Origin of the sequence: Streptomyces sp. YGL11-2 (assembly GCF_050054615.1) — a bacterium.
GTDB lineage: Bacteria > Actinomycetota > Actinomycetes > Streptomycetales > Streptomycetaceae > Streptomyces.
In genome coordinates this window covers 153280-173783 of the sequence record NZ_JBNHIN010000014.1, presented here as the reverse complement: position 1 = coordinate 173783, position 20504 = coordinate 153280, and the positions used below count along the sequence as shown (strand labels likewise).

Here is a 20504-nt window from a genome sequence, read left to right as displayed (position 1 = left end):
TTTCCGGGGCTCAGGATTCTGCACGGGCCTTCAGCCGCCGACTACCCCTGCGGCGGCGCGAGAAGCTCTATTTCCGCCAGTACCGCCTTGTGCGAGGAGACCAGGCGGTAGTGCCGGTACGAACCCGGCGCAGCGATCGAGAACGCGCGGGTCTGGCGGTCCCAGGCGAAGGATTCACCGGTCCGCCGATCCAGTTCCGTCCACGACGTCCCGTCCTGCGACCCTTCCAGCACCCAGTCGCCGGGCGCCCGCGCACGGTCCGCCGAGGTGAGCGTGTACTGCACGGCCCGCACCGGCCGCGCCACCGGCAGCTCCACCGACGTGAACTCCTGCGACGTGGCCGAGGAGTTGTCGAAGAGCGGGCCCGACGGGATCGTCACGTCCACCGGCGGCGCCGGCACCCGGTCGTCCCGGGTGATCGAGGTGGGCGCGGCGTCCGGACCGGTGGCCCAGCGGGAGGGACGGGGGCCCATGGCGAAGTCCAGGGTGCCGCCGCGGGCCAGCAGCGCATGCGGCAGGGCGGTGGAGTTCCACGGCTTCCCGTTGACCCGCAGGCCCTGGACGTAGACGTTGCGGGCGCTGTTGCGGGGGGCGTTGACGGTGAGGTCGCGGCCGTTCTCCAGGTGGATGGTGGCCTTGGTGAACAGCGGGGAGCCCACCGCGTACTCGCCCTGCCCCATCACCAGCGGATAGAAGCCGAGCGAACTGAAGACGTACCACGCGGACATCTCGCCGTTGTCCTCGTCGCCCGGATATCCCTGGCCGATCTCGCTGCCGAGATAGAGCCGGCCGAGCACTTCGCGGACCTTCTGCTGGGTCTTGTAGGGCTGCCCGGCGGCGTCGTAGAGGTAGGCGATGTGGTGGGCGGGCTGGTTGCTGTGCCCGTACATGCCCATCCGGACGTCGCGGGCCTCGGTCATCTCGTGGATGACCTCGCCGTACGAGCCGGCGAACTGCCGTGCCGCGGTCTCCGGTGTGGCGAAGTACGCGTCCAGCTTCCTCGCCAGACCGGCCCGGCCGCCGTAGAGGTTGGCCAGCCCCCGGGTGTCCTGCGGTGCGGTGAAGGCGTAGGTCCAGGCGTTGGTCTCGGTGTAGTCGTAGCCCCAGACGCGCGGGTCGAACGTCCCCGGGGGCAGCCGCCAGTGGCCCTGCGCGTCCCTGCCCTGGAAGAAACCGATCCGGCGGTCGAAGAGGGTGACGTAGTTGCGGGCCCGGCCCAGGAAGTACGCGGACTCCTCCCGGTAGCGGGGGTTGTGGGTCTTCGCGTAGAGCGCCTGTCCCATCCGGGCGATGCCGAAGTCGTTGAGATAGCCCTCCAGCGCCCAGGACGCGCCCTCGCGGGTGTCGGTGCTCGTGTAGCCGAGGAACGGTGCGGTGGTCATGCCCTTGCGGCCGACGCCGGAGGACGGCGGGGCGACGGTGGCGTTCTTGACGGCCGCGTCGTAGGCCGCGGCCGCGTCGAACCGCACGCCCTTGACATAGGCGTCGGCGAAGGCGACATCGGAACTGGTCCCGGTCATCAGGTCCGCATAGCCCGGTGACGACCAGCGCGAGATCCAGCCGCCGTCCTTGTACTGCTGGACGAAGCCGTCGGCCATCTTCCCGGCCAGGCCCGGGGTGAGCAGGGAATAGGCGGGCCAGGTGGTGCGGTAGGTGTCCCAGAAGCCGTTGTTGACGTACACCGCGCCGTCGACGATCTTCGAGCCGGTGCGGGTGGGGGTGTCCGGACCGGCCGGCGGGGAGAACGGACTGGCGTAGCGGACCCGCGAACCGACCTGCTCCGACCCGGAGTTGGGGTAGAGGTAGAGCCGGTAGAGGCTGGAGTAGAGGGTGGTCAGCTGGTCGCGGGTGGCGCCCTGGACCTCGATGCGGCCCAGGAGGGCGTCCCACCGCGCCTGCGCGCGGTCCCGGACGGCGGCGAACGTGGCGCCGTCGGGGATCTCCCGGGCGAGGTTGGCCTTCGCCTGGTCGACGCCGATCAGCGAGGTGGCGATCCGCATCGTCACGGTGCGGTCCGCGCCGGGCGCGAAGCGGAGGTAGCCGGTGACGTCCTTGCCGCCTCCGCCTCCGATGCGGCCGCCGCCGGTCACCGGCTTGTCGAAGACGCCGTAGACGAACAGCCGGCCGGCGCCGATCGACAGCCCGCTCTTGACGTCCGAGTAGCCGCTGACGACACCGTGCGCGAGGTCCAGGTGCAGGCCGCCCTTGTCGTTGACGTTGTCGAAGATCAGGCCGGCGTGGTCGCCGGGGAAGGTGAAGCGCATCATCGCGGCGTGGTCGGCCGGGGCGATCTCCGTCTTCAGGCCGTTGTCGAAGGTCACGCCGTAGTAGTGCGGGCGGGCCGTCTCGTTGGCGTGGTGGAAGGGCAGCGCCCGGCCGGTGCGCGAGGCGTCCGGGGTGCCGGCGGCGACGGTCGGCATCACCTGGAAGGTCTGCCGGTCGCCCATCCAGGGGCTCGGCTCGTGGCTGGCGCTGAACGCCTGGAGGGTGGGCAGGTTGTCGGCGTTGTTCCTCCGCGCGTAGTCGTAGAGCCAGTCGGCGGAGCCCGCGTTGGTCACCGGGGTCCAGAAGTTGAAGCCGTTGGGGACCGCGGTGGCGGGGAAGGTGTTGCCGCGCGAGAAGCTGCCGCTGGAGAGCGTGCCGCGGGTGGTGACGGCGTAGTCGGAGAGGTGGGTGAGCGGCTTCTCCGGGGCCTTGGGGCCGATGGCGATGTCGTCGACCCAGCCGCGGAAGGCCGGCGCGGTGCGCGGCGCGGCGGGCGCGTCGTAGGCGAGCAGGATGCGCGCGATGGTCTTGCCGGCGGCGACCGCGCCGATCCGCGACTCCCGGTTGTTCCACTGGTTGACGTAGAGCGTCTTGGCCGCGGCCTGGCCCTGCGGGGTCAGCGGCGCCCCGTACTGGTCGACCGGGTGCAGCTGGCTCAGATACGTGCCGTCGGTGAAGGCCAGGTCGACGGCGACATGGGTCGCGGGGTAGTCCAGATCGGTGGCGGACATCTCCGGGAAGATCTTGTACGAGAGTGAAGTCGCCGCGGTGACCGGGGTGTTGACCCGGAAGATCTTGTTGTACGCGTACCCGCGGCCGGCGGCGGTGTGGGTGCCGGCGTACCGCAGCGCGTGGCCGCCGGTGAAGCCGGCGTGCGCCTTGGCGGTGGGGGAGTCGGACGGGCCGGTGTCGGTCCGGGTGCTCATGCCGGGCGCCCCGGGGGTGGCCTCCGCACTGACGCCGGAGGTCTTCGGCGTGCCGTCGGGGCCGGTCTCGACGGTGTCGGTCCAGTCCGGCTGCGGCTGGCCCGGTTCGAAGGAGGAGCTGAACCGCGCCGACCCCTGGGGCGGTTGCGGCGGCGCGGCCTGGGCCGCGCCGGTCGCGCCCGGCGCGGTGACCAGGAGCAGAGCCGCCGCCGCGAGGGCGACGGGGCGGGCGATCCCCCGCGGTGGACTGTGCCGGTGTCTGTGCCGCACGCGAGCCCTCTCAACGAGATTGACATCGTTGTCAGTTGCGTATTGCAGAGATAAGTAAGGTGCGTGGGCACTTTGGTGTCAAGGGTGCCGGGGTGATCCGCGGGTGCCCGTGTCGCGGAGAACGAGGGGCCGGGTGTGTGCATACCGGTGAGGTCTCAACTAGGGAAAGAAGCCCGGCCGACCCGGTATCCGATCTTGCCCCTTCGGCCGGAAGTGGACTATACCTATCGGCGTCCGAGCGGCCGTGCGACCAGAGGCCGTGGATGCCGGGGAAAACCGGGGGAAAGGGCGGGTCGGAGGAATTCCCCGCGTATCCCCGGCGAGCCCGGTGCACATCCCGTACCACTCAGCTTCATCTGACCTGCGGTGCCGGGGTGGCTCCGGTACACCGCCTGAGTCCTGAAGAAGGCGAGGACTTGAGCATGGGATCCACCTCTGAAGTCAACCGTCGCGATCTGGTCAAGCGGGCCGCGGCCCTGGGAATTCTCGCCGTACCGGCCATGGGCGCACTGTCGTCCTGTGCCACCGGCGGCGGTGGCGGCTCGGACGACGGTACCAAGAACAAGGGCGCCACCTCGGCAAGGAATCCCCTCGGCGTGAAGAACGGGGCGCCGCTGGAGGCGTTCATCTTCAAGGGCGGGCTGGGCGACCAGTACGCGAAGGACGCCGAGGCCGATTTCAACAAGGCGTACGGCACCACCGTCAAGCACATCGGCACCCAGCAGGTCGGCCCCAAGCTCCAGCCGCGCTTCGCCGGCGGCAATCCGCCGGATCTGATCGACAACTCCGGAGCCGACCACCTCGATATGAACAAGCTGTCCGCACAGGGACAGTTGCAGGATCTCACGCCGCTGCTCGACGCCCCGTCGATGGACGACCCGAAGAAGAAGGTCCGGGACACGCTCTACCCCAGCACCATCGAAAAGGGCAAGCACAAGGACACCTTCGACGTCTTCTACTACGCCTTCACGGTCTACGGCACGTGGTACTCCGGCAAACTGCTGAAGGACAAGGGCTGGACCTATCCCGCGTCGTTCGACGACATGATCACGCTCTGCGCCGAGATCAAGAAGGCGGGGATCGCGCCCTGGACGTATCCGGGGAAGTACCCGTACTACGTCCACTTCAACATCTTCGCGCAGATCGCCAAGATCGGCGGACTCGACAAGTGGATCGCCATCGACAACCTGGAGCCGAACGCCTGGACCTCGAACGACGCGGTCAAGCAGGTCATCGGGCACTACGAGGAACTGGCCGCCAAGGGCTACTTCCTGGAAGGCAGCCAGGGCCTGACGCACATTCAGGCGCAGACCGCCTGGACCCGGGGCAAGGCGGCCTTCATCCCGAACGGCTCCTGGGTGGAGAACGAGGCCGCGCCGACCACCCCCGCCGACTTCGGCATGGCCGTCGGCCCGCTCTTCAACGGCGGCAGCGGCGACAAGATGCCGCACGGCACCCTGCGCGCCGAGCCCAGTGAACCGTTCATCGTCGCCAAGGGTGGCAAGAACCCCGTCGGCGGCATGGAACTGCTGAGAATCATGCTGTCCAAGAAGCACGCACAGAATTTCGCGACCAAGGTCAAGTCGCTGACCTCCGTCCAGGGCGCGACCGACGGAATGCAGCTGTCCCCGGGCCTCTCCTCCGCGGCGCGCGCCGTCAAGGAGGGCGGAAAGAACCTGCTGATGATCCAGCTTCAGGAGTGGTACCCGAAGCTGACCGACGAAAAGCTGGGCGGGCTCACCAGCCAGCTGCTGACCGGTGACATGAAGGCCGCGGACTGGATCAGGAAAGCCCAGCAGTACGCGGACGAGACCGCCAAGGACAGCTCCGTCACCAAGTTCCACCGCGGCTCCTGACCGGGGATCCGACCACGTACCACCGCTGACGAGGGAGGGCCGGGGAGCGCCATGCGACACGGCAAGTACCGATTCATCGTGGGGTTCCTGGCCCTGCCTCTGCTGCTCTACGGGGTTTTTGTGATCTCCCCGTTCGTCCAGGCGTTCCAGATCTCGACGACGGAGTGGAGCGGGCTGCGCGGTACTGCGAAGAGCGTCGGACTGGACAACTACGCCAAGCTGCTGCACAGCGGCGAATTCTGGAACGCGCTCCGGCACAACGTCGTCATGCTGGTGCTGGTGCCGATCGCGACGCTGACGCTGGGACTGTTCTTCGCCTTCATGCTGAACGTCGGCGGAAGGGCCCGCCGCGGGGCGGTCATCACCGGCGTCCGCGGCGCGTCGTTCTACAAATTCGTCTACTTCTTCCCGCAGGTCATCTCGATCACCATCATCTCGGTGATCTGGTTCAACATCTACAATCCGGATCCGCACGACGGCATGCTCAACTCGCTGCTGGGCGCGGTCGGTCTGCACTCCCTCCAGAGTTCCTGGCTGGGCGCCGGCAGCATCGCGCTCGCCTGCATCATGGTGGTGATGGTCTGGGCGAACGTCGGCTTCTACGTCGTGCTGTTCTCCGCCGCCATGGCCTCCATTCCCCGGGAGATCTACGAAGCCTCGCTGCTGGACGGAGCCAACCGCTTCCACACCTTCTTCCGGATCACCCTGCCGCTGCTGTGGGACACCGTGCAGACCGGCTGGGTCTATATGGGCATCATCGCGATGGACGCCTTCGCGCTGGTGCAGATCATGTCGGTCAACATGGGCGGCCCGGCCGGCGCGACGGACGTCGTACCGCTCCGGTTGTACCAAACCGCCTTCCGTGACAGTCAGTTCGGCTATGCGGCGGCGATGGGTGTGGCCATGCTCGTCGTGACGCTGTTGTTCGCCGTCCTCACGATGCGTTTCGCGCGCCGTGAGCGGATCGAGTTCTAGGGGCGGGGCGCATGACGACGGAAACCAATGCGGCGGAAGAGCGTCCGGTGCTCGGCGGGCCGCGATCGGACGACCGGAAAGGCGCCCGGACCACGCGCCGGAGTTCCGAGGGCGGCACGCTCAACGTCTTCTCGCACGGCATCCTGTTCGTCTGGGCGCTGATGGTGGGCATGCCGCTGCTGTGGGTGCTCTGGAGTTCCTTCAAGAGCAGCGGCGACATCCTCACCACCCCCTGGTCGCTCCCGGGAAAGCTGCACTTCGAGAACTGGGTCAACGCCTGGGACAAGGCGAACATCGGCAAGATGTTCCTCAACACCCTGATCGTGGTGGGCGGTTCGGTCACCGGCACGATGGTGCTCGGATCCATGGCGGGCTATGTCCTGGCACGCTTTCAGTTCCCCGGGAACCGGGTCATCTACTACCTCTTCGTCGCCGGTATGTCCTTCCCGGTCTTCATGCTGGTCATCCCGCTGTTCTTCGTGATGCGGGACTTTCCCGGAATCCCGCTGCTGGCGACGTACCAGGGCCTGATCGCCGTCTACATCGCCTACTCGCTGCCGTTCACCGTCTTCTTCATGACGTCGTTCTTCCGCACCCTGCCGACCTCTGTGGCGGAGGCGGCGATGATCGACGGGGCCTCGCACGCCCGGACGTTCTTCCAGGTCATGCTCCCGATGGCCAAGCCCGGCCTGATCAGCATCGGGATCTTCAACTTCCTCGGGCAGTGGAACCAGTACCTGCTGCCGATGGTCCTCAACCAGGACGAGGACAAATACGTGCTGACCCAGGGCCTCGCCAATATCGCGCTCCAGCAGGGCTACGAGGGCGACTGGGGCGGTCTGATGGCCGGCATGATGATCGCGATGCTGCCGGTGCTCCTCGTCTACTTCGTCTTCCAGCGCCAGGTGCAGGCCGGACTGACGGCGGGGGCGCTCAAGTAGCGCTCCGGCACGGAGGGGGCGCTCACGTCCCACGGCGAATGTTTTGCGCCACACCGGGCGGTTCCGCGGCGGCGGGCCGCCCTTGCGGTGCAGGCGCCGCCGCGCTCCTGCCCCGCCGATCACTCAGGGCTCAACGCCTTGACGAGACTTCCCCGTCGGCGTTCTGCTTAGAGTTCACATGTTGAAATCGAAAGCCGCCCCCCGATGGTGTGGGTGCGGCCGGCGGGCAGTCGTCGCACTGCCCGACCCAGGCGGGAGTGGATGAGTCGATGGAGACTCCGGGGTCGCAGTCCTCGCTGCACCGGGCCAATCTGGAGCGGGTCGTGCGCGCGGTGCGCATGGCCGGCTCGCTCACGCAGGCGGAGATCGCCCGGACCACGGGGCTGTCGGCGGCCACCGTCTCGAACATCGTGCGTGAGCTGAAGGACGGCGGGACCGTCGAGGTGACGCCCACCTCCGCGGGCGGTCGACGGGCCCGCAGCGTCTCACTCTCCGGGGACGCGGGCATCGTCGTCGGCGTCGACTTCGGCCACTCCCACCTGCGGGTCGCGGTCGGCAACCTGGCCCACGAGGTGCTGGCCGAGGAGGCCGAGCCGATCGACGTGGACGCCTCGGCGGCGGAGGGCTTCGACCGGGCCGAGCGCCTGGTCAGCCGGCTGATCGCGGAGACGGGTATCAGCGCCGACAAGGTCATCGGCGTCGGACTCGGCGTGCCGGGCCCCATCGACGTGGAATCCGGCACGCTGGGGTCGACGGCGATCCTGCCGGGCTGGTCCGGCACCAATCCCGGCGAGGAGCTGTCCGGGCGCCTCGGCGTGCCCGTGTACGTCGACAACGACGCCAACCTGGGCGCGCTGGGCGAGCTGGTGTGGGGCGGCGGTCGCGGCGCCGCGGACCTGGCGTACATCAAGGTGGCCAGCGGTGTCGGCGCCGGACTGGTGATCAGCGGGCAGATCTACCGCGGGCCGGGCGGCACGGCCGGTGAGATCGGGCACATCACCCTGGACGAGTCCGGGCCGGTCTGCCGCTGCGGCAACCGCGGCTGCCTGGAGACCTTCACCGCCGCCCGCTACGTCCTCCCGCTGCTCCAGCCGAGCCACGGCCCCGATCTGACCATGGCGCGGGTGGTGCAGCTGGCGCGCGAGGGCGACCCGGGCTGCCGCCGGGTGATTGCGGACGTAGGCCGCCATATCGGTAGTGGTGTGGCGAATCTGTGCAATCTGCTCAATCCCAGCCGAGTGGTGCTCGGCGGTGACCTCGCGGACGCCGGCGAGCTGGTGCTCGCGCCGATCCGGGAGTCGGTGTCGCGGTACGCGATCCCCAGCGCGGCACGCCAGTTGGGCATCGTGCCGGGCACGCTCGGCGGCCGGGCCGAAGTCCTGGGGGCGCTGGCCCTCGTGCTGAGCGAGATGGGCGATTCGAGCCTGCTCGACGGTACGCACAGTGCGGACGCACCCGCTATAGCGTGAGCGGCTTACGTTCACACCCCAAACGCATGGCACCGTTGTCATCTCGTTAAGGATTTACTCCTTGACGGTCGGGCGGCGGCCGAGTTGACTTCCAGCCACCTCGGCCGCAACGACGCGGCCATGTCAGGGAGGCAACCCCCATGAACGTTTGGACGCGTCGCGTCGTCATAGGTACCGCCGCCGTCTCGATGGCCCTCTCCGTGGCCGCCTGCGGCAAGGCCGGCGACGGCGGCAAGGGCGGTGGCGGCGACACCAAGACCATCGGCCTGCTGCTGCCGGAGAACAAGACCACGCGGTACGAGACCTTCGACCGCCCGCTGATCGAGGCGAAGATCAAGGCGCTGTGCGCCGACTGCACGGTCAAGTACAACAACGCCGACCAGGACACCCAGAACCAGAAGAAGCAGTTCGACGCCCTGATCACCCAGGGCGTGAAGGTGATCATCCTGGACTCGGTCGACTACAAGGCCACCAAGTCCTGGGTGAACGAGGCCGCGAAGAAGGGCGTCAAGGTCGTCGCGTACGACCGGCTGGCCGAGGGCAACATCTCCGCCTACGTCTCCTACGACAACGAGAAGATCGGCCGCCTCCAGGGCCAGGCACTGGTCAAGGCGCTCGGCGACAAGGCCAAGGACAGCAATGTCGTCATGATCAACGGCTCGCCGACCGACCCCAACGCGCCGTTCTTCAAGAAGGGCGCCCACAGCGTCCTCGACAAGCAGGTCAAGAAGGTCGTCTACGAGCAGGACATCCCGGACTGGTCGCCGGACGAGGCCAACAAGAAGATGAGCGCGGCCATCGACTCGCTCGGCAAGGACGGCTTCCAGGGCGTCTACTCGGCCAACGACGGCATGGCCGGCGGCATCATCACCGCCCTCAAGCAGCAGGGCATCCAGGTCCCGGTCGGCGGCCAGGACTCCGAGCTCGCGGGTCTCCAGCGGATCCTCAAGGGCGACCAGGCGTTCACGATCTACAAGCAGATCAAGCCGCAGGCCGACTCCACCGCCGAGATCGCGGTCAACCTGCTCAAGGGCGAGAAGATCGACTCCCTGACGCCCACCAAGGTCGACAGCCTCAGCGGCGAGGTCAAGGGCATCCCGGCGAAGCTCTACGACGCGCAGATCGTGACCAAGGACAACATCGAGGACACGATCATCAAGGACAAGGTCTACCAGGCGAGCCAGATCTGCACCGGCGACGTCAAGGCGGCCTGCGAGGCAGCGGGTATCAAGTAACGCGCCCCGCCCCCGGCCCCCGGCCCCGCCACCGGCCGGGGGCCCGTACCCCCGCTCTTCGCACCACCACTCCCGCCGCAGCGACGGCGGTGAAGGAGATGATTCACGTGTCCGCTACGCCTGTGCTGGCGTTGCGCGGAGTCTCCAAGCGCTTCGGCGCCGTCCAAGCCCTCACGGACGTCACCCTGGAGATCCGCCCCGGTGAGGTGGTCGCCCTCGTAGGCGACAACGGCGCCGGCAAGTCCACGCTCGTCAAGACCATCTCGGGCGTCCACCCGGTCGACGACGGCGTCATCGAGTGGGAGGGCAAGGCGGTCCGTATCGGCAAGCCGCACGACGCCCAGGAACTCGGCGTCGCGACCGTCTACCAGGACCTCGCGCTCTGCGACAACCTCGACGTCGTCGCCAACCTCTACCTCGGCAGCGAGATCCGCTCCGCCGGCGTCCTCGACGAGATCGCCATGGAGAAGCGCGCCAAGGAGCTCCTGGACACGCTGTCCATCCGCATCCCCAGCGTCCGCATCCCGGTCGCCGCGCTCTCCGGCGGCCAGCGGCAGGTGGTCGCCATCGCCCGTGCGCTGATCGGCGAGCCGAAGGTCGTCATCCTCGACGAGCCGACCGCCGCCCTGGGCGTCGAGCAGACCGCGCAGGTCCTCGACCTCGTCGAGCGGCTGCGCGAACGCGACCTCGGCGTCATCCTCATCAGCCACAACATGGCCGACGTACAGGCCGTCGCGGACCGCGTCGCGGTGCTGCGGCTGGGTCGCAACAACGGTGTCTTCAACGTCGCGGACACCTCCCACGAAGAGATCATCGCCGCCATCACCGGCGCCTCGGACAACGCCGTCACCCGCCGCAAGGCGCGTACGGACCAGGTGAAGAAGGAGGCCGGGGCATGAGTGAGCAGACCACCGAAGCGGGCCCCGAGACCCCGCAGCCGGCCGCCGTCGACCCCCGGCTGCTGGTCCGGGAGAAGGGCTTCGCCGGCTACCTCGAAGAGTTCGTGCGCCGGGTGCGCGGCGGTGAGCTGGGCTCGCTGCCGGTCATCATCGGCCTGCTCGTCATCGCGGTCGTCTTCCAGATCAAGAACAGCAGCTTCCTGTCCGCGGACAGCCTCGCCAACATCGGTGTCTACACCTCCGGCATGGGCATCATGGCCGTCGGCATCGTGTTCGTGCTGCTGCTCGGCGAGATCGACCTGTCGGTCGGCTCGGTGGCCGGCGTCGGCGCGGCCGTCTGGGCCGTGCTGAGCGTCACGCACGGCCTCAACGACTGGCTCGCGGTCGTGCTGGCCATCGCCGCGGGCGCCGCCATCGGCGCCCTGCACGGGTTCTTTTTCGCCAAGGTCGGGGTGCCCGCCTTCGTCGTCACCCTGGCCGGGTTCCTGGGCTGGAGCGGCCTGCAGATTTGGATGATGGGCAAGGAAGGCTCCATCAACACCCCCAGCGGCAGCCTGGTGGAGAACCTCACCGGCTACTACTTCGAGAACAAGGCCGCCGCCTACGGCCTCGCCGCGATCGCGGTCCTCGCGTACGCCGGCTCGCTCCTCCTGGAGAGCAAGCGGCGCCGGGCCGCCGCCCTGCCGTCCCGGCCGCTGGGCGAGATCCTGCTGCGCACCGGTGTCGTCGCGGTGATCGCCTTCGTCGTCGCCTACGAACTCAACGAGCCGAGCGGCGCCCGCGGGCTGCCGCTGGCCCTGGTGCTGTTCCTCGCCGTCCTGGTCGTCGCCGACTTCGTGGTGCGCCGCACCTCCTACGGCCGGCAGATCTTCGCGGTCGGCGGCAACGCGGAGGCGGCCCGCCGGGCCGGTATCAACGTCAACCGGGTCCGGATCACCGTCTTCGCCATCTCCGGCATGCTGGCCGCCTTCGGCGGACTGTTCATCGCCAGCCTCTCCGGCGGCGCCACCAAGAACCTGGGCGCCGGCAACACGCTGATGAACGTCATCGCGGCGGCGGTCATCGGCGGCACCAGCCTCTTCGGCGGGCGCGGCAAGATCTGGTCCGCGCTGCTGGGCATGCTGGTCATCCAGTCGATCCAGCAGGGGCTGAACCTGCTCGGCATGGCCAGCGAGATCCAGTACATGATCACCGGCGCGGTGCTACTGGCCGCCGTAGTGATCGACTCGGTGTCGCGGCGGACGCAGAAGACCGCCGGCCGGACCTGATCCCCACCGGCCGTATATCGGCAGAAACCGGCCTCTACCGGGCGTGTCCCGGTGGGGGCCGGTTTCCGTGCGGTGACCCACGCCACGGCGGCCGAAAAGCGCCGTTTCGGGCCGCTGTCACCCAAGTGACATACATCGCCGCACCCGGCCGCGCCCGCGGCGGACGCAACATTAGACTCATCTGATCGGCAAGCTCGACCACGGCAGCAAGGAGGCATGGGGTGGCATTGCTGACCCGTATCAAGGGGCCGCGCGACCTGGACCGTCTGAGTCCGGACCAGCTGACACAGCTGGCGGGGGAGATTCGTGGCTTCCTCGTCGACGCGGTCTCCAAGACCGGCGGACACCTCGGCCCGAACCTCGGCGTGGTCGAGCTGACCATCGCCCTGCACCGCGTCTTCCACTCCCCGAAGGACAAGATCCTCTTCGACACGGGGCACCAGTCCTACGTCCACAAGGTGCTGACCGGCCGCCAGGACTTCACCAGGCTCAAGGCCAAGGGCGGGCTCTCCGGCTACCCCTCCCGTGCCGAGTCCCCGCACGACATCATCGAGAACAGCCACGCCTCCACGGTCCTGGGCTGGGCCGAGGGCCTCGCCAAGGCCAACGAGGTCCGCGGCATGGACGACCGGGTCNGACATCATCGAGAACAGCCACGCCTCCACGGTCCTGGGCTGGGCCGAGGGCCTCGCCAAGGCCAACGAGGTCCGCGGCATGGACGACCGGGTCGTGGCCGTCATCGGCGACGGGGCGCTGACCGGCGGCATGGCCTGGGAGGCGCTCAACAACATCGCCGCCGCCAAGGACCGCCCGCTCGTCATCGTCGTCAACGACAACGAGCGCTCCTACGCGCCCACCATCGGCGGCCTAGCCAACCACCTCGCCACCCTGCGCACCACCGACGGCTACGAGCGCTTCCTGGCCCGCGGCAAGGACCTCCTGGAGCGCACCCCCGTCGTCGGCAAGCCGCTCTACGAGACCCTGCACGGCGCCAAGAAGGGCCTGAAGGACTTCATCGCGCCGCAGGGCATGTTCGAGGACCTGGGCCTGAAGTACGTCGGCCCGATCGACGGCCACGACATCGAGGCGCTGGAGTCCGCGCTGACCCGCGCCAAGCGCTTCGGCGGCCCGGTGATCGTCCACTGCCTCACCCAGAAGGGCCGCGGCTACCAGCCCGCCGAGCAGGACGAGGCCGACCGCTTCCACGGCATCGGCCCGATCCACCCCGACACCGGCCTGCCCATCTCCTCCGGCGGCAAGGACTGGACCTCCGTCTTCGGCGACGAGATGGTCGCGCTCGGCAAGGAGCGCGAGGACATCGTCGCCATCACGGCGGCCATGCTCCAGCCGGTCGGCCTGGAGAAGTTCGCCAAGCGGTTCCCGGACCGGGTCTACGACGTCGGCATCGCCGAGCAGCACGCCGCGGTCTCCGCCGCCGGCATGGCCACCGGCGGCCTGCACCCGGTCTTCGCGGTGTACGCCACCTTCCTCAACCGCGCCTTCGACCAGGTCCTGATGGACGTCGCGCTGCACAAGTGCGGCGTCACCTTTGTCCTGGACCGCGCCGGCGTCACCGGCACCGACGGCGCCTCGCACAACGGCATGTGGGACATGTCGATCCTCCAGGTCGTCCCCGGCCTGCGGATCGCCGCCCCGCGCGACGCCGACCAGGTGCGCGCCCAGCTGCGCGAGGCCGTCGAGGTCGACGACGCGCCGACCGTGGTGCGCTACTCCAAGGGCGCGGTCGGCCCGGCCGTCGAGGCGGTCGGACGGGTCGGCGGCATGGACGTGCTCCACGAGCCCGCCGCCGACCGCCCCGACGTGCTGCTGGTCTCGGTCGGCGCGCTCGCCCCCATGTGCCTGGAGGTCGCCGACCTCCTCGACAAGCAGGGCATCTCCACCACCGTCGTCGACCCGCGCTGGGTCAAGCCGGTCGACGAGGCGCTGCCGGGCCTGGCCGCGCGGCACCGCGTGGTGGTCACCGTCGAGGACAACATCCGCTCCGGCGGCGTCGGTTCGGCCATCGCCCAGGCGCTGCGGGACGCCGGGGTGGACATCCCGCTGCGCGACTTCGGCATCCCCGAGCGGTTCCTGGACCACGCCTCCCGCAAGGAGGTGCTGGCGGAGATCGGGCTCACCGCACCGGACATCGCGCGCCAGGTGACCGGCCTGGTCGCCAAGATGGACAACCGCGGCGACGCCACCGGCGCCCCGGCCGCGGACGGCGAGGCGGTCCCGGGGGCCGGCGGCACCGGGAAGGCGGCCGAGCCCGCCGAGGTGGCCCGCGACTGAGGCGGCGCCCGCAGCCGTCACCCCTGATGGGCCGGCCGGACATCCGTACGGGTGTTCCGGTCGGCCCATCGGCATGACCGCGGTCGCACCCCATCGGGTGAATCCCCGCGTCCGAAAGGCCCGCCGAAGCTCACTGTTTACGGACATTGCAGACACTCGGTCAGTTCAGGACAGTTGCGTCAGGGCCATCCAGGCGGAGGTTCGCCCATGAGCACACAGCACGGACCGCAAGGTCACCGGCCACCGGGACCGCCCGGGGAATCCCGCCGCGATCGCGGCGTGTTCCGCACGAAGACCGTCGAGCAGTCGATCCGGGACACCGAGGAGCCGGAGCACTCGCTCAAGAAGTCCCTCTCGGCGCTCGACCTCACCGTCTTCGGCGTCGGTGTCGTCATCGGCACCGGCATCTTCGTCCTCACCGGAAAGATCGCCAAGGAACAGGCCGGGCCCGCCGTCGCGGTGTCCTTCGTCGTCGCGGGCGTGGTCTGCGCGCTGGCGGCGCTGTGCTACGCGGAGTTCGCCTCCACCGTCCCGGTCGCCGGGTCGGCCTACACCTTCTCGTACGCGTCACTGGGCGAGCTGCCCGCCTGGATCATCGGCTGGGACCTGATCCTCGAACTCGCCCTGGGCTGCGCGGTGGTCGCCGTCGGCTGGTCCGGCTATGTGCGCTCGCTGCTGGACTCCGCCGGGCTGCACCTGCCGTCCGCACTGTCCGGCACCCATGGCGGGCGGTTCGGCTTCGACCTGCTCGCCTGCGTCCTCGTCCTGGTGCTCACCGCCGTCCTGGTGTTCGGCATGAAGCTGTCCTCCCGGGTGACGGCGGTGGTCGTCGGCATCAAGGTCGCCGTGGTCCTGCTAGTCGTCATCGCCGGCGCGTTCTTCGTCTCCGGCGCCAACTACCAGCCGTTCGTCCCGCCGAGCCGGCCGGCCGTGGGCGGCGGCGGACTGGCCGCGCCGCTCTCCCAGCTGATGTTCGGCTTCACCCCGTCCGACTTCGGCATCATGGGCATCTTCGCCGCCGCCGCGGTGGTCTTCTTCGCCTTCATCGGCTTCGACATCGTGGCCACCGCCGCCGAGGAGACCCGGGTCCCGCAGCGCGACGTACCGCGCGGCATCCTCGGCTCGCTGGCCATCTGCACCCTGCTCTACGTCGCCGTGTCCGTCGTCGTCACCGGCATGGAGAAGTACGACCGGCTCTCCGTGGACGCCCCCCTCGCCGACGCCTTCAAGCACGTCGGGTACCCGTTCTTCGCGGACCTGATCAGCTTCGGCGCCGCCGTCGGCCTGACCTCGGTCTGCATGATCCTGCTGCTCGGCCAGAGCCGGGTGTTCTTCGCGATGAGCCGCGACGGGCTGCTGCCCCAGGTCTTCTCCCGCGTCCACCCGACATTCGGCACCCCGCACCGCTCCACCATCGTGCTCGGCGCCGTCGTCGCGGTCGTCTCCGGCTTCACCTCCATCGACGTGCTGGCCGAACTCGTCAACATCGGCACGCTCTTCGCCTTCGTGGTCGTCGCCATCGGCGTCGTCCTCCTCCGCCGCTCCCGCCCCGACCTGCCGCGCGCCTTCCGCACGCCCCTGGTCCCCCTGATCCCGGTCCTCTCCGTCCTCGCCTCGTTCTGGCTGATGCTCAACCTGCCCGCCGAGACCTGGATCCGGTTCGCGATCTGGATGGCGATCGGCTTCGCCGTCTACTTCGTCTACGGCCGCGGCCACAGCCGCCTCGGCACCCGCACCGAGGACCGGGGCCCGGCCGGCGCCCGCGCATAGCGGACCGCTCGCCAACCACCGCGGCCCGTACGGCCCTTGGGGCGGTACGGGCCGTCCCCGCGGCCGTACGGAACGGTGCCGCGGGGGCCGCGCACCGCCCTGTGCACCGGTCCGGGCCGCTACGGCGCCGCGCCGCGACCGCGTCCACCCCACACCGTCCGGGGGCCCGTCACGGCGGCCCCCAGCGCCTGTACACGTTCCCGCAGCCCGCGGTCCGCGGTGACCACGAGGCAGTCCCGCCCCCGGCCCTCCTCGGCCACCAGCTGCACGATCCGGTCGTCGCCGCTGCCGTACGCGGACACCACCCGCACGCCCTCGGCGGACGGCACGCCGCGCGCCGCGCCCTCCACCACGAGGACCATCTCCAGCGGCGGCGCGACCAGCCCCGGCAGCCCCGTGCCGGCGTACTGCCCGAGCGCGTCCCGCAGCCGCCGAGCCGCCCCGCGCCGGTCCCGCCACCAGCCGTCGGGCACCGAGCCGACCACATTCGCGGCATCGACGATGACCAGGGAGTCCATGGAATCCATACGGTCAGCCTGCCACGGTCGGCCACCTGCCACGGCAGGCCGGTCTGCCTCGGCCCGCGAGGTCTTCCCCCGCCCCCTCCCCCTCTCCCCCTTCGGGGGAGGGGGCGGGGGGTGGGTTCGGGGGTGGGGGACGCGCGCGGACGCACGCCGCCTCCCGGCCGCGCCCGGGAGCGGAGCCCAAAAACGCGGCGACGCGCGGACCGGCTCCACCGAGCCGGCCCGCGCGCCTGACCATCCCCGCGCGCGGCCCCTTAGACGGGAACGCTCGCGATGCCCGGGGACAGGAACTTCTTGCCGGTCACCCGCTCGGAGACGCCCTCACGGTCCAGGTACGGCGTGATGCCGCCCAGGTGGAAGGGCCAGCCGGCGCCGGTGATCAGGCACAGGTCGATGTCCTGCGCCTCGGCGACCACGCCCTCGTCCAGCATCAGGCCGATCTCCTGCGCCACGGCGTCCAGCACGCGGTCGCGGACCTGCTCCTCGGTCAGCACCGAGTCGCCCTGCTTCAGCAGTGCGGCGACCTCCGGGTCCAGCTCCGGCTTCCCGCTGTCGTAGACGTAGAAGCCGCGCTTGCCGGCCTCGACGACCGCCTTGAGGTTGGGGGAGACCGTGAAGCGCTCCGGGAAGGCGCCGTGCAGCGTCTCGGAGACGTGCAGGCCGATCGCCGGGCCGACCAGCTCCAGGAGGACGAGCGGCGACATCGGCAGGCCGAGCGGCTCGACCGCCTTCTCGGCGACGGCGACCGGGGTGCCCTCGTCGATGACGTTCTGGATCTCGCCCATGAAGCGGGTCAGGATGCGGTTGACGACGAACGCCGGGGCGTCCTTCACCAGCACGGCCGTCTTCTTCAGCGACTTGGCGACCGCGAAGGCGGTGGCCAGCGACGCGTCGTCGGTCTTCTCGGCCCGGACGATCTCCAGCAGCGGCAGGATCGCGACCGGGTTGAAGAAGTGGAAGCCCACGACCCGCTCGGGGTGCTTGAGCTTCGACGCCATCTCGGTGACCGAGAGGGAGGAGGTGTTGGTGGCGAGCACGGCGTGCTCCGGCACCACGGCCTCGACCTCCGCGAACACCTTCTGCTTGACGCCCATCTCCTCGAAGACGGCCTCGATGACGAAGTCCGCGTCGCCGAAGGCGGCGGCCTTGTCGAGGTGACCGCTGACCAGGCCCTTGAGGCGGTTGGCCTTGTCCTGGTTGACCCGGCCCTTGAGCAGCAGCTTGTCGATCTCGCCGTGGACGTACGCGACGCCCTTGTCGATCCGGGCCTGGTCGATGTCCGTGAGGACGACCGGGACCTCCAGGCGGCGGGCGAACAGCAGCGCCAGCTGGGAGGCCATCAGGCCCGCGCCGACCACGCCGACCTTGGTGACGGGACGGGCCAGCGACTTGTCCGGCGCACCGGCGGGCCGCTTGGCGCGCTTCTGCACCAGGTTGAACGAGTAGATGCCGGACCGCAGTTCGCCGCCCATGATCAGGTCGGCGAGCGCCTGGTCCTCGGCGTCGAAGCCCTGCCGCAGGTCGCCGTTCTTGGCCGCCGCGATGATGTCCAGCGCCCGGTAGGCGGCCGGGGCCGCACCGTGCACCTTGCCGTCCGCGATCGCCTTGCCGCGTGCCACGGCCGCGTCCCACGCCTCACCGCGGTCGACCTCGGGCCGTACGACCTCGGTGTCGCCCTTGAGGACGGCGGCGGTCCAGTGCAGCGACTGCTCCAGGAAGTCCGCGCCCTCGAAGAGCGCGTCCGCGATGCCGAGGTCGAAGACCTGCTGGCCCTTGAGCTGCTTGTTCTGGTTGAGCGAGTTCTCGATGATCACGCTCACCGCGCGGTCCGCGCCGATCAGGTTCGGCAGCAGCGCGCAGCCGCCCCAGCCCGGCACCAGGCCGAGGAAGACCTCGGGGAGCGAGAAGGCGGGCAGCGCCTTGGAGACGGTGCGGTAGGTGCAGTGCAGACCGACCTCGACACCGCCGCCCATCGCCGCGCCGTTGTAGTACGCGAAGGTGGGCACGGCCAGCGACGACAGCCGCTTGAAGACGTCGTGGCCGCCCTTGCCGATGGCCAGCGCGTCCGCGTGGCGCTTGAGCAGCTCGACGCCCTTGAGGTCGGCGCCCACGGCGAAGATGAACGGCTTGCCGGTGATGCCCGCGGCGACGATCTCGCCGGCCGCGGCCTCCTTCTCGACCTGGTCGATGGCGGTGTTGAGGTTCGCCAGCGACTGCGGGCCGAAGGTGGTCGGCTTGGTGTGGTCCAGGCCGTTGTCCAGCGTGATCAGCGCGAACCGGCCGGCGCCCTGGGGGAGGTCGAGGTGGCGCACGTGCGCCTGCGTGACGACCTCGTCCGGGAACAGCTCGGCCGCACCCTTCAACAGCTCAGCGGTGGTGCTCACTTGCCTGCCCCCTCGAAGTGCGGGTTCTCCCAGATGACCGTGCCGCCCATACCGAAGCCGACGCACATGGTGGTGATGCCGTAGCGGACCTCCGGCTGCTCCTCGAACTGCCGCGCCAGCTGCGTCATCAGACGCACACCGGACGACGCCAGCGGGTGGCCGAAGGCGATGGCGCCGCCGTACTGGTTGACCCGCGGGTCGTCGTCGGCGATGCCGTAGTGGTCGAGCAGCGAGAGCACCTGGACGGCGAACGCCTCGTTGATCTCGAAGAGGCCGATGTCGTCGATCGTCAGACCGGCCTTGGCCAGCGCCTTCTGGGTCGCCGGAACCGGGCCGATGCCCATGACCTCGGGCTCGACACCCGCGAAGGCGTAGTCGACGAGGCGCATCTTGACCGGCAGCCCCAGCTCGCGCGCCACGTCCTCGGCGGCGATCAGTGAGGCGGTGGCGCCGTCGTTGAGGCCGGCGGCGTTGCCCGCGGTCACCCGGCCGTGCGGGCGGAACGGGGTCTTCAGGCCGGCGAGGTTCTCCAGCGTCGTGCCCGGACGCATCGGCTCGTCGGCGGTGGCCAGGCCCCAACCGGTCTCGCCGGCCTCGGCGTTGGTGCGGCGCACCGAGATCGGCACCAGGTCGGCCTGGATCCTGCCGTCGGCGTACGCCTTCGCGGCCTTCTCCTGGCTGCGCACCGCGTACTCGTCGGCGCGCTGCTTGGTGATGTGCGGCAGCCGGTCGTGGAGGTTCTCCGCCGTCATGCCCATGAAGAGCGCGGACTGGTCGACCAGCTTCTCCGAGACGAAGCGCGGGTTGGGGTCCACGCCCTCGCCCATGGGGTGGCGGCCCATGTGCTCGACACCGCCGGCGACGGCGATGTCGTACGCGCCGAAGGACACCCCGCCGGCGACGCTGGTCACCGCGGTCATCGCGCCGGCGCACATCCGGTCGACGGAGAAGCCGGGCACGGACTGCGGCAGGCCCGCCAGGATGGCGGCGGTACGGCCCAGGGTCAGGCCCTGGTCGCCGATCTGGGTGGTGGCGGCGAGGGCGACCTCGTCGATCCGGGCCGGGTCCAGGTCCGGGTTGCGGCGCAGCAGCTCCCGGATGCACTTGACGACCAGGTCGTCGGCGCGGGTCTCGTGGTAGATGCCCTTCGGGCCCGCCTTGCCGAACGGGGTGCGGACGCCGTCGACGAAGACGACGTCCCTAGCGGTACGAGGCACGTTGGCTCTCCTCCAGGTGCGGGGTGGCACTGCTGCGGGGCGCGCCCCGGAGGACGCGTCACACCCCACATGCTACTTACGGGTAACCAAGCTGCACACCCCTCTCGCCCGGAGCGGCGAACGTCACACCGCCCCCCGGCCGCGGCGGCCGCACGCACACGGCCCCGGCCGCGCGGTCTCGCGCGGCCGGGGCCGTGTGCCACCGGGAAACGG

The 20504-nt window shown here is 69.8% G+C and carries 12 protein-coding genes and 1 pseudogene; 9 read left to right on the top strand and 4 right to left on the bottom strand.

Annotation, left to right across the window (positions count from 1 at the left end):
• Positions 1 to 41 precede the first annotated feature (41 nt).
• On the bottom strand, positions 42 to 3461 hold the full coding sequence (locus ACO1BR_RS18470) for a GH92 family glycosyl hydrolase (RefSeq protein ID WP_426796150.1): 3420 nt from the start codon (positions 3459 to 3461) through the stop codon (positions 42 to 44).
• 422 nt (positions 3462 to 3883) lie between these two features.
• On the opposite strand from ACO1BR_RS18470, the gene ngcE reads away from it, so the two are divergent.
• From ngcE to ACO1BR_RS18425, 9 genes and pseudogenes are all read left to right on the top strand, one after another.
• Complete coding sequence (gene ngcE / locus ACO1BR_RS18465) at positions 3884 to 5317, top strand: N-acetylglucosamine/diacetylchitobiose ABC transporter substrate-binding protein (RefSeq protein WP_426796149.1); 1434 nt, start codon at positions 3884 to 3886, stop codon at positions 5315 to 5317.
• Positions 5318 to 5368: 51 nt separating this feature from the next.
• A complete protein-coding gene (locus ACO1BR_RS18460) occupies positions 5369 to 6292 on the top strand; it encodes a carbohydrate ABC transporter permease (RefSeq protein WP_159507592.1) in 924 nt (307 codons plus the stop codon).
• A gap of 11 nt (positions 6293 to 6303) precedes the next feature.
• On the top strand, positions 6304 to 7233 hold the full coding sequence (locus ACO1BR_RS18455) for a carbohydrate ABC transporter permease (RefSeq protein WP_426796148.1): 930 nt from the start codon (positions 6304 to 6306) through the stop codon (positions 7231 to 7233).
• A gap of 269 nt (positions 7234 to 7502) precedes the next feature.
• The gene (locus tag ACO1BR_RS18450; protein ID WP_426796147.1) at positions 7503 to 8702 is read left to right on the top strand and encodes an ROK family transcriptional regulator; all 1200 of its coding nucleotides are present in this window, start codon (positions 7503 to 7505) and stop codon (positions 8700 to 8702) included.
• Between the two features lie 140 nt (positions 8703 to 8842).
• Positions 8843 to 9937 (top strand): substrate-binding domain-containing protein, encoded by a 1095-nt coding sequence (locus ACO1BR_RS18445; protein WP_426796146.1) that lies wholly within the window; start codon positions 8843 to 8845, stop codon positions 9935 to 9937.
• Positions 9938 to 10035: 98 nt separating this feature from the next.
• Positions 10036 to 10836 (top strand): ATP-binding cassette domain-containing protein, encoded by an 801-nt coding sequence (locus ACO1BR_RS18440; protein WP_426796145.1) that lies wholly within the window; start codon positions 10036 to 10038, stop codon positions 10834 to 10836.
• The gene (locus ACO1BR_RS18435; protein WP_426796144.1) at positions 10833 to 12104 is read left to right on the top strand and encodes a sugar ABC transporter permease; all 1272 of its coding nucleotides are present in this window, start codon (positions 10833 to 10835) and stop codon (positions 12102 to 12104) included. Before ACO1BR_RS18440 ends, ACO1BR_RS18435 begins: the two co-directional genes overlap by 4 nt.
• A 221-nt stretch (positions 12105 to 12325) precedes the next feature.
• Positions 12326 to 14396, top strand: a pseudogene (gene dxs, locus ACO1BR_RS18430) (1-deoxy-D-xylulose-5-phosphate synthase); the annotation flags it as partial.
• 207 nt (positions 14397 to 14603) lie between these two features.
• Complete coding sequence (locus ACO1BR_RS18425) at positions 14604 to 16166, top strand: amino acid permease (RefSeq protein ID WP_426796143.1); 1563 nt, start codon at positions 14604 to 14606, stop codon at positions 16164 to 16166.
• Positions 16167 to 16285: 119 nt separating this feature from the next.
• Here the strand turns inward: ACO1BR_RS18425 and ACO1BR_RS18420 are convergent, their stop codons facing one another.
• From ACO1BR_RS18420 to ACO1BR_RS18410, 3 genes are all read right to left on the bottom strand, one after another.
• Positions 16286 to 16684, bottom strand: a complete 399-nt coding sequence (locus ACO1BR_RS18420) for an NTP pyrophosphohydrolase (protein ID WP_426796176.1) — start codon at positions 16682 to 16684, stop codon at positions 16286 to 16288.
• Positions 16685 to 16944: 260 nt separating this feature from the next.
• A complete protein-coding gene (locus tag ACO1BR_RS18415) occupies positions 16945 to 19074 on the bottom strand; it encodes a 3-hydroxyacyl-CoA dehydrogenase NAD-binding domain-containing protein (RefSeq protein ID WP_426796142.1) in 2130 nt (709 codons plus the stop codon).
• The gene (locus ACO1BR_RS18410; RefSeq protein ID WP_426796141.1) at positions 19071 to 20291 is read right to left on the bottom strand and encodes a thiolase family protein; all 1221 of its coding nucleotides are present in this window, start codon (positions 20289 to 20291) and stop codon (positions 19071 to 19073) included. Before ACO1BR_RS18410 ends, ACO1BR_RS18415 begins: the two co-directional genes overlap by 4 nt.
• Between the last annotated feature and the right edge of the window lie 213 nt (positions 20292 to 20504).

Bases quoted from the DNA above. Each gene is read 5' to 3' on its own strand.
- ngcE (WP_426796149.1), top strand. From the start codon at position 3,884: ATGGGATCCACCTCTGAAGTCAACCGTCGCGATCTGGTCAAGCGGGCC.
- ACO1BR_RS18460 (WP_159507592.1), top strand. From the start codon at position 5,369: ATGCGACACGGCAAGTACCGATTCATCGTGGGGTTCCTGGCCCTGCCT.
- ACO1BR_RS18455 (WP_426796148.1), top strand. From the start codon at position 6,304: ATGACGACGGAAACCAATGCGGCGGAAGAGCGTCCGGTGCTCGGCGGG.
- ACO1BR_RS18450 (WP_426796147.1), top strand. From the start codon at position 7,503: ATGGAGACTCCGGGGTCGCAGTCCTCGCTGCACCGGGCCAATCTGGAG.
- ACO1BR_RS18445 (WP_426796146.1), top strand. From the start codon at position 8,843: ATGAACGTTTGGACGCGTCGCGTCGTCATAGGTACCGCCGCCGTCTCG.
- ACO1BR_RS18440 (WP_426796145.1), top strand. From the start codon at position 10,036: ATGATTCACGTGTCCGCTACGCCTGTGCTGGCGTTGCGCGGAGTCTCC.
- ACO1BR_RS18435 (WP_426796144.1), top strand. From the start codon at position 10,833: ATGAGTGAGCAGACCACCGAAGCGGGCCCCGAGACCCCGCAGCCGGCC.
- ACO1BR_RS18425 (WP_426796143.1), top strand. From the start codon at position 14,604: ATGAGCACACAGCACGGACCGCAAGGTCACCGGCCACCGGGACCGCCC.
- ACO1BR_RS18420 (WP_426796176.1), bottom strand. From the start codon at position 16,684: ATGGACTCCCTGGTCATCGTCGATGCCGCGAATGTGGTCGGCTCGGTG.